At 54.6% G+C, this 12,838-nt stretch carries 9 protein-coding genes; all 9 read right to left on the bottom strand.

Features of this window, described 5'->3' with window-relative positions; translation table 11 throughout:
- Positions 1-15 precede the first annotated feature (15 nt).
- A complete protein-coding gene (locus KIH86_RS22915; RefSeq protein ID WP_223083694.1) occupies positions 16-3,135 on the bottom strand; it encodes an efflux RND transporter permease subunit in 3,120 nt (1,039 codons plus the stop codon).
- Between the two features lie 182 nt (positions 3,136-3,317).
- Positions 3,318-4,109, bottom strand: a complete 792-nt coding sequence (locus tag KIH86_RS22910) for a GNAT family N-acetyltransferase (protein WP_223083693.1) — start codon at positions 4,107-4,109, stop codon at positions 3,318-3,320.
- 103 nt (positions 4,110-4,212) lie between these two features.
- Positions 4,213-5,394 carry an MGDG synthase family glycosyltransferase gene (locus KIH86_RS22905; RefSeq protein ID WP_223083692.1) on the bottom strand — a complete coding sequence of 394 codons (1,182 nt, stop codon included), beginning with the start codon at positions 5,392-5,394 and terminating at the stop codon, positions 4,213-4,215.
- Positions 5,395-5,542: 148 nt separating this feature from the next.
- Positions 5,543-5,842 (bottom strand): metal-sensing transcriptional repressor, encoded by a 300-nt coding sequence (locus KIH86_RS22900; RefSeq protein ID WP_223083691.1) that lies wholly within the window; start codon positions 5,840-5,842, stop codon positions 5,543-5,545.
- A 150-nt stretch (positions 5,843-5,992) separates the two neighbouring features.
- Complete coding sequence (locus tag KIH86_RS22895; protein ID WP_223083690.1) at positions 5,993-7,909, bottom strand: heavy metal translocating P-type ATPase; 1,917 nt, start codon at positions 7,907-7,909, stop codon at positions 5,993-5,995.
- Positions 7,910-8,029: 120 nt separating this feature from the next.
- Positions 8,030-8,845, bottom strand: a complete 816-nt coding sequence (locus tag KIH86_RS22890) for an endonuclease/exonuclease/phosphatase family protein (protein ID WP_223083689.1) — start codon at positions 8,843-8,845, stop codon at positions 8,030-8,032.
- 243 nt (positions 8,846-9,088) lie between these two features.
- Positions 9,089-10,294: an MFS transporter gene (locus tag KIH86_RS22885; RefSeq protein ID WP_223083688.1), complete on the bottom strand. Its 1,206-nt coding sequence runs from the start codon at positions 10,292-10,294 to the stop codon at positions 9,089-9,091.
- A gap of 192 nt (positions 10,295-10,486) precedes the next feature.
- On the bottom strand, positions 10,487-11,539 hold the full coding sequence (mnmH, locus tag KIH86_RS22880; protein WP_223083687.1) for a tRNA 2-selenouridine(34) synthase MnmH: 1,053 nt from the start codon (positions 11,537-11,539) through the stop codon (positions 10,487-10,489).
- 25 nt (positions 11,540-11,564) lie between these two features.
- On the bottom strand, positions 11,565-12,614 hold the full coding sequence (selD, locus tag KIH86_RS22875; RefSeq protein ID WP_223083686.1) for a selenide, water dikinase SelD: 1,050 nt from the start codon (positions 12,612-12,614) through the stop codon (positions 11,565-11,567).
- Positions 12,615-12,838 lie beyond the last annotated feature (224 nt).

Raw genomic sequence — 12,838 nt, 5'->3', positions numbered from 1 at the left:
CCTCCCTTCCACTCTTTATGAATCAATAGCAGTTAAATGATTTTCGTTTGCGCGCTTCGCGTGCATCCATTCATAGATGATCGGAATGATTACGAAGCTGTTTAACGTCGAGGTCACCATACCGCCGATGACGACAAGTCCCAGCACCTGTGAAACCACTGAATCTGAGCTCTTGGACAACGCAAGCGGAGCAAGAGTCAGGATCGTAGTCGCCGCAGTCATCAGAATCGGACGAACGCGGGACAGGCTGCCTTTCATCACCGATTCTCGAAGCGGGAGTCCGCTGCGGCGGTTTCGCTCAATCTGGTCAATCAGGACGATACCGTTCGTTACGACAATACCCGTCAGCATCAGAATGCCGATTAAAGCGGCGAGATTCCATTGTGCCCCGGCTGCATACAGCGTGATCACGACACCAGACAGAGCAAGCGGGATGCTGATCAATACGGCAAGAGCAGGCTTCCAGGCTTTGAATACAACGCGCGTGATGCCCAGCACAAGAAATACCGATACAGCTACCGCAATTGCAATCTCAACGATCATCTGCGTAACCTGCGCTGAAATTCCGCCCATCGAGTACATGACGCCAGAAGGAAGCTGCACCTGCCCCAGCGCCTGGTTCACCGCCTTGGAGACCCCGCTGATGTCTTTGGAAATGATCTGGGCGGATACCACCGCAAAAGGTTCACCATCCCGCTCCTGGATCATGGACACGGCCGTGCTTTGCTCAACGGAAGCCAGCTGATCAATCCGGTACGTCGCACCGTTCGTGCCGGTTACCGTCTCGGCCTTCAAGGCTGCGAGTACCTGCTCAGGCTTGTATACCGGGAGCTGCGTGTTGTCAGATGCTGCATTTCCCAGCGGATCGATATATACATCAACCGGAATGCTTCCGTTAACGGAAGATGAGGTCTGGGGAATGTCGAAGTCTTTTGCCTTAGCCATATAGCGGGCCAATATCTTGTTGATATCTCCGCTCTTGACGCCGTCCTGCCGGATGGCTTCGCGGTTCAGCGTCACACTGAATTTTGGAACGCCGTTCGTTAGATCGCTCTTGCCCGCCACACTGAGTCCCGAAATACCGGCAAGCTTGCCTCTGACAAGCTGTGCGGCCGATTCAAGCGTCTTGCTGTCTCCGCCGGTCAGCATGATATTCAATGTGGAGTCGTCTCCCGACAGCTGCTGGTTGCTTACCGTCACAACGGCGCCTGTAGATGCCGTCGACAGCGCCGACTGCAGTAACGGGATATCTTCATCCGTCTTCCGCTCATTTTTCAGCGAAACTGACAAATTAGCCACATTCGGCTGCTGTAAATAGCCGCCACCCTGGTCAAAGACGTCATCCGCCTGTGGCGTGAACGAAGATCCATAAGTCGCCGAGTAGTTCGCGATATCCGGGTTCTGCTTCAAGACGGCTTCAGCCGCTTTCACCTGCTGACCCATAACGGATAGAGGCGTTCCCTTCGGCATCTCAATCTTGACGGCGATTTGGCCGCTGGTAGAGCCGGGAAGCAGGCTGAACGGCAGCTGTGCAGCAAAATAGACGGAAATCAGAAACAACAGCAGTGAAGCCGAGACAAATGCTGCCCGATGCCGCAGCCCAAGAGCCAGGAAAGGCCGGAATACAGGTTCCAGATCGGCGGCGGCCTTACCCGGCTCCCGCCATCCGGAGTAGGCAAATGCAGGAATGACGAGCATCGCCACCAGGAAGGAGACGGCAAGCGATATAACAACCGCCCAGGCGAACCCTGAGTAAGAAGCCCCTATAATGCCTCCGACCAGCGCGATCGGAACATAGACGGCAATTGTAGTCGCTGTCGAGGCCAGAATAGCGGGGATCATCTCGGCAGCGGCAGCAGATAGAACGCCGAGCGCCGGCTCACCGCGATGCTCCCGAACCCGCCGGTGTATGTTATCCAGTATAACGATTGCGTCATCAACGATGCGCCCCATAGCGACAATCATACCAGAGACAGTAAGAATATTCAGCGTAACCCCCAATTCCTTCAGCACAGCCGTGGCGGCAAGGAGAGCAATCGGAAGGGACACGGCGATCAGCAGCGTTGAACGCACATTCCGGAAGAAGATCAGCACAGACAGAACGGAGAACAGGCAGCCAAGCAGCCCTTCCCGTATGAGTCCCAGCAGTGAAGCGTTCAAATCATGGGCTCTGTCCACCAGCAAATTAAGAGAGACATCCCCGCTCTTAACAAGGGGAACAGTGGCGGCCTGCTCTTTAACCTGCTTCGCTACCCCGGTGATGTTCACGTTTGGTGTCTTCATCACATTCAGGATTACGCTCGCCTGTCCGTTGCTCCGCGAGACGGTCTTCACATCCGTAAGGGAGGTTGAGATCGAGGCAACGGAAGACAGCGGAAAGATGTTCCCCTGTTTATCCTTGATTGGCAGCTCCTTCAGTTCATTCTGGCCAAGATCCCAGCCTTCGATCCGGATCGGAAAAGACGATTTCACATTTGCGGCGCTGCCCTCCAGAGCCGGAATATCTGCAGCAATCGATTTATTGAAATCGTCCACCGTCAACCCGTTCTTGACCAGGTCCTTCATACGGATCAGAACAACATAGCCCTTAATCGCTCCCCCGACCGTCTGTACGCCGGACACGCCGGGAACGGCTTTTAGCCGGTTCACGATATCAGTCTGAACCGTAGACTCAAGCGTCAGATCATTGATCTTGTCTGAAGCCGCGGTCAGGCTGTAGCTCAGAACGGGAAAGCTGTTCGTCGTCAGCCTGCTGACCGAAGGCCGGTTCACGCCATCCGGCAGTTCCGCCTGACCGATGGCTTGATTAACCGCACTTTCCGCTTTGGCCATATTATAGTTCATCGGATAGTAGAGATTCATCAACAGGCCTCCATCATAGGAGGTAGTCTCCACATTCAATATCCCATTTGTTCTGCGGATGGCATCCTCAAGGGGAACTGCAATGTCCTGCTTGACCTGGTCGGCTTGATAAGAAGAAGCCCTTATGGAAACCATTAAAGTTGTATTGTTGATGCCCGGCAAGTAATCCCGCTGCATCTGAAACGCCGATATTCCTCCCCATACGAGAATCAGCAGCACACATATCAGGATCAGCCCGCTTTTTTGCATGGCGGCTTCCATCACTTTTTTCATCCTAAAGTCTCTCCCTCCATTGAACTCTTAGAAAAAGACTCAAGGAAGCTGCTTATTGTTCATTGTGCGGAAAAATTTTTTTGGAGAGTTTTTTACCTCCCTGGATTGGAAGCAAACAACAAGATAAAAACACCGGGCCTGTCAGGCCCAGTGTCTGAAGATGAACTGCTATGTACATATGCTTACCGGTAATTCATCGTCCAATCTCCGATATCGCGGAAACCGATCCGCTTGTATATGGAGGCAGCCTTTGGATTGTCGTAGAAGAGGCACAGGGATTTGCCTTCTGTGGTAAGCTCGCTGCACAGGGCGGTCACTACACCGGAAGCAAGACCCTTCCCCCGGTAATCCGGATGGGTAGCAACGCTTATTACCATGGCTGAAACCGAGTTCTCAGCGGTAGTGGAAGCTGTCGCGATCACTCTTCCCTCGCGTTCCACAAGATAAGTCCGGCCCGTTCCGGTCTCAAGTGTCCGTCTTAAGCTGGATCTTGAGCTCTCAGGGTTAACCTCGAACTCTTCAATAATGTCGGTCAGTGTGCATACGGCTTCGACGTCCTCAAGTCCCGCCCGCCGGACGACCGCATCTCCCGGATCGGATACAGCGTCCTCATTAACCTCCTTGAGTTCTGCGAAATACATCTGCTTCCGTTTGCGGAAGTCAAGGAGGCTTAAGTATGGTTCCACAAATTCCGAGCCTCCGGACAGCATCTCCATATGGGGATCATTCCGCAGAATCTCGGCAAATCCCTCCGTGTCAAAGCGGCCCTGCGCATACGACAGATAGCCTTTTTCATAGCGCAGCAGCACCGCAATCAGCTGTCCTTCTGCATCAAACTCTCCCCACAGCTCTTGAAAATCCCGGTTGAATCCGAAGTTCTCCACATCCGAAATAAAAAACAGATTGCGCGCCGGCTCCTTTCCCAGGAATGCCAGCAGTCCTTTCCGGTCTTCTTCCGAAAGCTTGCGTATCATCTGATTTCCTCCCTCTTCCATTTTTATCTTTTCGAATGAATCTACCATAGCATGGAATACTCATCCGGTAAACGGAAGTACGGGAAATGAATTTCAATTCGGCTTAGCTATGCGCGGTTTCGGGCTGGTTCTTTGGCGCAGTCGAGGCAGTTGAACTGTACCCGTAGACCGGCCTTTCATTCAGCACGCGAAGCACTTCATTCACAATGGCGCCGGCAGCGTCGCTCCGGGAGAACTCTTGCATCTTCAGCTTCAATGACTCAAGGGCTGTATCGGAGTCCATGCGGCGAAGGCGGTCCATCAGTTCCTCTTCGTCGCCTGCCACAAAGATCGCCTCCCGGCTCTCCAGCGCTTTGGCATTGCCGGCCTCCTGGCCCGGCAGCGGCTTATATACGATGACAGGCAGCGACATGGCAAAAGCCTCGGTCAACGTCACGCCTCCCGCCTTGGTTAGCAGACATGAAGAGAGCGACATCAGCTCATGGATGTCCTCCGTATAGCCGAGCACTCGAACGCGATCACTGGCGCCGTACTGCTCCATCAGCGACCGGCGCAGCTTGTGGTTGCTTCCGCAGAGAACCAAGAGATCCAGTTCGGTCTCCCGGAGCACCCGTCTGATAAGAGCGCGAATACGGCTTGTGACGCCATAGGCTCCCGCCGACAGCATCACATACTTCCGGTCCGGCTGCAGACCGTGTTTCCGGATCAGCTCCGTGCGTTCCTGCGGAAGGGTGAACGCTTCGCGGACCGGGATTCCGCTGACTTCGATCCGCTCCCCGGAGACGCCGGCCTTCAGCATATCGTCCTTGATATAGTCGGCAGCGATAAAATATTTGGACGTTGTCGGATGAATCCATCTGCCATGCAGACAATAGTCCGTTACCACCGTAAAGACCGGAACCCCTTCCCCTGGGCCGGCCGACAGCTGGGAGGCGGCCAGATAAGGGAATGTGTGAATAATGGCATCCGGCCGAAGCTCATTGAGTATCCGCCGCACTTTATGTCTTCCGAGGGAGTGCAGCATCCGGCCGAACGGATATTCCGGCTTCATGCCGCTGGTCATGTTATAGAGAGCGCCGTATACATGCGGGGCGTACTCGGAGCTCTTCAAATAGAACGCGCGGGACAGTCCATTCAGCACCGGATGGACTTCGCCAAATAAATCCAAGACATGCACCTTGGCTATATTCCGGGAACGGAAAGACTGCTCGATCGCCTGAGCGACTTTGGCATGGCCACCGCCATACGCCGCCGATACAATTAGCACCACTGGATCCGGATTCATGGGAAGTCTCCTTTTTGAGGGTATGGGAAGCCTTACACTCCACTAATCATTAAATACCCTTTAGTAATCCCAACTGCTAAAAGTATAATGCGCCTCACGTCCAAAACATGAAAAACCTGCCGCGAAAGTTGTTGCGGCAGGTTTTTTTTCAGCGGATATAATTGTCCAAAGCCTTGTTGAGATCCTCCAGAACCCTGGATTCATTGCCATGATGGACAGCCTTGACCACGCAGTTCTCCAAATGATCCTTGAGAAGCAGCTTGGCCGCCTTATCCAGCGCTTTCTGAACAGCGGCGATTTGCAGCAGCACCTCCGAGCAGTCCCTGTCGCCTGCGGTCATTTCCTTAACAGCCCGAATATGGCCTTCGATCTTCGCCAGGCGGTTGACGATCTGTTTTCGGTACTTATGTTCATACTGGTCTTCATGTATTTCCGGTTCATGCTCCATTTCGGACACCCCTCCAGCCCGCAATCTGCAAGCCTGATTGTATGTCCTCATTATAGCAAGCGGACGCTTAAAGGGAAAATAGAGCAAACGCTTAGTTCTTGAACGATCCTGAATTGATCCTGGGCCCGGTCCCGCTCCCGCCCAGTGCTGTTAACGCAGCAGCCGGAGTCCGCTAATAATAACGGCAAGCGTGCTGCCTTCATGACCGACGACGCCGTAAGGAAGATTAATCCCTCCTCCGAAGTTCGAGATCACCAGAATCGCGATCACCGCAAGCGCAAATGTGATGTTCTGGCGAATGACCCGGCGCGCCCTCTTGCCAAGCGACAGCGCGAAAGGGATTTTGGAGATATCGTCGGTCATCAGGACGACATTCGCCGTTTCCAGCGCAACGTCCGTTCCCGCCGCTCCCATCGCAATGCCGACGGACGACGCCGCCATTGCGGGAGCATCGTTGACTCCGTCACCCACCATGGCAACTTTGCCATGGGTCTTATCCAGCTCCCGGATCAGCTCCAGCTTCTGGTCCGGCATGAGGCCGGCATGCACCTCGTCCACTCCGGCTTCACGGCCGATCGCTTCGGCGGTCGCCAGCGCATCGCCGGTAAGCATGACAACATGCTTGTTCATGTCCTTAAGCTTCGATACAGCTTCGCGGACGCCAGGCCGAAGCACGTCCTGAACCGCGAGAAGCCCGGCTGGTAACTCATCCGCTTCGATAAAAATAACGGTCTTCCCCTCTGCCTCAAGCCGCCCGGCCATGTCGTCGATGCCTGAGCTGAAGCGCTCCCCGGCGCTCTCCAGGAGCTCCTTTCTTCCGATCCGGCAGCTTCGGCCTCCGACTCTGCCGCTTATGCCAAGTCCAGGCACCGCCTGCATGTCTTCAGCCTGCAACAGCGATAAGCCGAAATCCTGGGCATATCTCACGATCGATCGTGCAATGGGATGCTCCGATAAATGCTCCAGGGAAGCAGCCAGAACCAGCAGCTCCTCCCGGCTCACTCCATCGGCAGGAATGATATCGGTCACGCTGGGTTTGCCTTCCGTCAGCGTACCCGTCTTGTCGAATGCCACAACCTTCACCTCAGCCATCTGCTCCAGATGAACGCCTCCCTTGAACAGCACCCCTTTGCGGGCGGCGTTCGAAATACCTGACAGGATAGCCGGCATGATGGAAGATACGAGCGCACAGGGAGAAGCCACAACCAGAAAGATCATCGCACGGTATACGGTAGTCTCCCATGACCATCCTAGCAAAAGGGGCGGCAGGACCATCAGCAGCAAGGCAGCGGCAACCACGATTTTTGCATAAATTCCCTCAAACCGTTCCACGAACAGCTGGCTTGGGGGCATTTCATTCTTGGCCTCCTGGACGAGATGAATAATGCGGGCCAGCAGCGTGTCCTCCGATCCGCGGTCTGTTTCAATGCGAAGCGCTCCCTGTCCGTTGATGGTTCCGGCATAGACGGGATCTCCTGCTCCTAGATCTGCTGGTATCGATTCGCCTGTAATAGAGGATTGATCGACGGCTGAATGCCCCTCCAGAATATGTCCGTCACAGGGGATGCGTTCGCCCGGACGGACGAGCACGACATCTCCCTTTTGCAGAGTTGATGCCTTCACCCGCTGTTCGCCGCCGTCTTTCAGCAGCACCGCTTCATCCGGACGGTATTTCAATATTGATGCAATATCCTGATTGGTCTTCTCCATTGTGTAATCTTCCAACGCTCCGCTAAGGCAGAAGATGAAGATCAGAATCGCCCCGTCCATCCAGTAGCCGATTCCTGCTGCGCCGAGCGCCGCAACCACCATGAGCAGATCGACATCCAGATCCTTCTCCTTGATCAGCGTCTCAAGTCCTTCCCATGCCTTGCGGTGGCCGCCGATCACATACGCCAGAATGAAGAATACAAGCTCCCCGGCACTCTGCCCGCTTCTGCCCAAGAACCAGGCGATCCCGATACATAAGAGACAGACGCCCGCGATCAACAAGCCGCCATGCTGTTCCCACAGCGACCTGAGCGGTTTCCCTTCCTCTTTCTCATTTCCCAACATAAGCTGTCCCATCGTCATCCTCCTCCAGGATTTTCTCGAATACTGAGAACCGTTCTCAAAATTCTATCCCCCCAGGGGGGTTCCTGTAAATGGAGAATGTCAGGTTATTTGTGACAAAATGAAGGTATTATGCTACAGCTCGGCAGCGACCCCGTAGTGATCGGACACGACCTCACCTCTTTTGCCGTTCATAACGACCAGACAGGATTTAGCCTGAAACGGGCGGTTGGCAAAAATATAGTCAATGCGCAGCCTGCTCTCATTATCATCCCAGCCCTTGATCGCTTTGGTCACCGTAGCGCCGTCATCCCGTTCAGCCGCAGATGTATAGAGGTCGGTCCAGCCCCGCTCCACTACATAGTCATAGCCCTCTCCCCGAATCTCCGCCACATTGTTGAAATCCCCCATTATGTATACCGGCGCTTCCTTCAACGTATCCAGCTTGGCCTGCACGCAGTCCCATTGGCCCTTGAAAGGCTCCTCGTCCTGCCACCAGCCGAAATGGCCGCATACCCACCAATGATCCTCCCCGCCTGCTTCCGTCTTGACACCGAGAATCTTCCGGGTCCGGTAACTCTCATAATCGGTAATCCCGGAGACATACATAGCAAAGACATCCCGAATAGGAGCACGAGTCAGGATGGCCAGGCCTTCATCGAATTTATGAAATCCTTGATGAACCGGTATCCAGGTCCAGTAATACGGCAGCTTCAGCTGCTGCAGCAGGACATAAGCGTAATTGTCTTCCCGTATAACGGCCCCTTCCTCGGCGGGAACAAATCCGATAAGCCGCTCTTTCGGAAGGATCGCTCCATTCATGGACTGGTTAACCTCCTGCAGGGCGATTACATCAAACTGCGATTCATTAATGAACTCAGCCAATGCCGCAATCTTCGCGAGCTGATCTTCCTCCATCCAGGCATGGGTGTTTAACGTCATCATTTTCATCAGGCATTCTCCTATCTTCATTCTGTGTGTAAAAAAGCCGCATCATTTTCATGGTCATTATACTTTGTTTCATCGGTCTTTCCAAAACAAGATTCGTTTATAGAAGTTTATCAATTAATCCAATTAATCATTTATCATTAATCCACTTTACATTTAATATGATAAAATTAAAAAACGGCTGTCCAGACGCCTTTTCCAGAGCCTGAACTGCCATTTTCGGGTAAAAAAATGAATTCTGCCGGGTTATGAGCGTTCAGACAGCCGGTGCAGCGACCAGATCAAAAAAGCAATCAGCACCAGGCCTCCGCCCGTCCCGCATACCCCGATCCAGCCCCAGGCATGCCACGCATAGCTGCCTGCGGTCGAACCGATCGAGCCTCCGGCAAATGTGCTGACCATAAATACCGTGTTGATCCGGCTTCGAGCCGCGGGCTCAAGTGCATAAATCCGGGCTTGATTGCTGATCTGCGTTCCCTGGACGCCGAGGTCCAGCAGAATAACTCCTGCAAGCAGGCTGACGATTGATAGGGCTCCGATTCCGAGCAGAGCAAAGGAAATGAGAGTTGCGATCAGCATAAAGCCGATAATCCGTTTGGGAGCGGTCCGGTCCGCCAGACGTCCGACAAGCGGTGCTCCTGCCGCGCCTGTAACGCCGACCAATCCGAATAAGCCGGCTATGGAGCTGCTGTAATGATAGGGCGCCCCTTCCAGGAAGAAGGCGAGCGAGGTCCAGAATACGCTGAATGAGCCGAACATACAGGCGCCGATCAACGATGCTTCCCGCAGCGTGGCGTATTTCCGCACCAGGCTTCCGAGGGAGCCGAGAAGCTGGCCGTATGTCGCTGTTGTCTCCGGCTTCGCGACCGGCAGCACCCTGCGGAGCAGAAGCGAGAGTGTCAGCATCATGGCGGCGGCGATCCAGTACATCGCTCTCCAGCCCAGGAAATCGCCAACGATCCCGGCTGCAGTCCGGGCCAGCAGGATGCCGAACAAGAGACCGCTCATCACGGTTCCGATCACCTTGCCCTGCTCGGCGGGACTCGCAAGCTGCGCCGCCAGAGGGACGATAACCTGCGGCACCACGGTCGTAATGCCGATCAGAAAGCTGGCGGCATACATCCAGGTCAGGCTGCGGGATTCCGCGAACCCGACCAGGGATAAGGCCACACAGGCCAGCAGCAGGGAAATCAGACCTCTGCGCTCCCGGATATCGCCAAGGGGCACGAACAAGAGCATGCCGAGGGCATAGCCGATCTGCGTGAGCATGGAGACATAGCCAACCTGAGTAGAGGTTGCGTGGAAGGTCCGGCCGATATCGGCAAGCAGCGGCTGATTGTAATACAGGTTGGCCACACCGAGGCCCGATGCGACAGCGAGCAGAAGAATCAATCCGCGGGTTAATTCTCCACTGCGCGGTCCGGCTGCGGATTCAGCGGCAGTTGATGTCATAGCGGATAGTTCCCTCCGTCACTTATTCGCTGCGAATATTATAGCAGCTTTATGTTTGTACTCATTATACCAAGCCTGTCAACGACTTGACCTTGAGACCTTGAGGGCATAAGTCGAAATCCGAGCGGTAAGGTACTGGTGGAATATGAAATATAAAAAAGCCGGCCCATAGGGACCGGCAGCTTGTGCTAATTAATTCTCTCCCGCTTGCGGAAACCGTTCCCGCAGCCAGGAGGTTACCGCCGCTTCCGCTTCATCCAGATTCCGGACCGTGAAGGCGACTTTCTCGGAAGCGCCGTACTGATTCGACGTATAGGAATACTTCGGATCGTAATAGTACTCCAGCAGCAGCAGCACAGCCTGATGGAATTCGCCCGAACTCAGGCTCCGGTCGATCTCCGCCGCAACTGGAACATGTATCCGTGATTTGATCCGCTGGAATGCGGCCTGCAGCTCTTCCTGATGCTCCTGTGGCTGATAGTCCTCCATGATTTGCTTGACCCGGGCTTCGATTGGCATTTCGATCCACAGCTGCGTTCCAGTCTCTTTCTGCTGGCCCATAAAAGCAGGCATTACAACCTTGCCGATTCGCATACTCTCCGCTTCATACAGCACATACGGCGACGATTCCAGCGTCAGCAGCTTCTCAAGCAGCAGGCTGTCAAACGTCTTCTGATTGTTGGCCGACAGTCCGACCTGTCCGAAGATGGAGCCCCGATGTCCGGCCATGCCTTCAAGGTCAAGCGCCGGATAGCCTTTCTGCTCAAGGCGGTTCAGCAGGGCGGTTTTGCCGGTCCCGGTATTGCCGTGAATAATGCAGGAATGCGGCCTGAACTCGTAAGACTCCAGCGAGTCGGTTACCCATTTCCGGTAAGCTTTGTAGCCGCCCTGCAGGCGGTATACGTGAATATCCATCAGGGACAGCAGAGTGGCCGTCGTACGGCTGCGCATGCCGCCTCTCCAGCAGAACACGGCTTTGCTGCCCGGAATTTCTCCGAACCGGTGAATGAAGGCAGGAAGCTTGGCCGAGACGATCTGAAGCCCTCTTTCCTTCGCTGCCTGAACGCTGGTCTGCGTATAGAGTGTCCCAACCTCCGCGCGTTCCGCATCATCGAATAAAGGAATATTCAAGCTAGAGGGCAGCGTCGAATTCTTGAATTCGGATGGGGAGCGTACATCGATGACGGTGATTTGCTTTTTCTCCTGAAGCGCCCGAAGCTCTTCTAGTGAAATGTCCTGAAACACGATTCTCTCTCCTTCTATGCCTTCCCTAGATGACCGTAATGATGCCCGGATGCTTGTCCGTCACTTCACCGATCTCCGCAGCCTCCACACCTGCCGCCAGCAGGTCGGCGAGAAGCTGTCCGCTCTCTTCGGCACTGATGGAGATCAGGAGCCCGCCGGAGGTAACCGCATCACAGAGAATGTAGCGGCCAATTTGATCAAGCGAATCCGGGAACACGACCGAACCCTCTATATGGGCAAAGTTGTTGCGTGTGCCGCCCGGCACAAAGCCCTGCTCCGCAAGCTCGCGGACTCTCGGCAGCACCGGTACGTCATCCTTGCGGATAATCAGCCCGTGTCCGCTTCCTTTTGCCATTTCGGAGGCATGTCCAAGCAGACCGAAGCCCGTTACATCCGTGCAGCTATGCACATCATAAGCACCCATCACTTCGGCCGCCGTTTTGTTCAGCGTGGACATGACGGCGGTCAAACGGGCCGTCTCCTCCGGAGACAGCTGGTCCTTCTTGATGGAGGTTGTCAAAATGCCGACACCGATCGGTTTGGTCAGAATAAGCTTGTCTCCCGGGCGGGCGGACGCATTGGTCCGCACCTTGTCGGGATGCACAAGCCCAGTGACGGCAAGTCCGAATTTCGGCTCCTTATCGTCGATGGAATGGCCGCCGACCAGCGTCGCGCCCGCTTCGCTTACTTTCTCCGCAGCGCCGCGGAGGATGTCGGCCAGAATGCTCTTATCCAGGGTGGAGATCGGAAAGGCCACAATATTAAGAACGGTCAGCGGCTTCCCTCCCATGGCGTAAATATCGCTCAGCGCGTTGGCTGCGGCGATCTGTCCAAAGGAATACGGATCATCCACAATCGGTGTGAAGAAATCGACCGTCTGCACAAGGGCAAGGTCATCCGTCAGCTTGTACACACCCGCGTCATCGCTGGTGTCGAGACCGACAAGCAGGTTCGGATTCGGCACCGGCTTGGGGAGTGTCCGGATCACCTGCATCAAATCGGCGGGGCCGATTTTACAGCCACAGCCGCCTTTGCTGGACAGCGCCGTCAGTTTTATTGTTTCGGCTTGAGACATTCAAGACTCAGCTCCTTTGATTAATTAATAGATGCTATCAGTCGAGATGGCAATATCTAGTATATTACATCAACAGAACGGATTTTCGCAAAAATAGCGAAGCTTCGCCTGATCCCAAACTGTGAGACTGCAAGGCCATGCCGCTTGCGGCTGTCTCGATTGCTTGAAACGATTGCGTATATCAAAACTCCCGAGCCCGTCCAATAAGGACGCTCGGGAGTGTT

Source organism: Paenibacillus sinensis (genome assembly GCF_019904155.1).
GTDB lineage: Bacteria > Bacillota > Bacilli > Paenibacillales > Paenibacillaceae > Paenibacillus_AQ > Paenibacillus_AQ sinensis.
The sequence above is the reverse complement of the archived record's forward strand: the minus strand, read 5'-3'. Positions and strand labels throughout refer to the sequence as shown.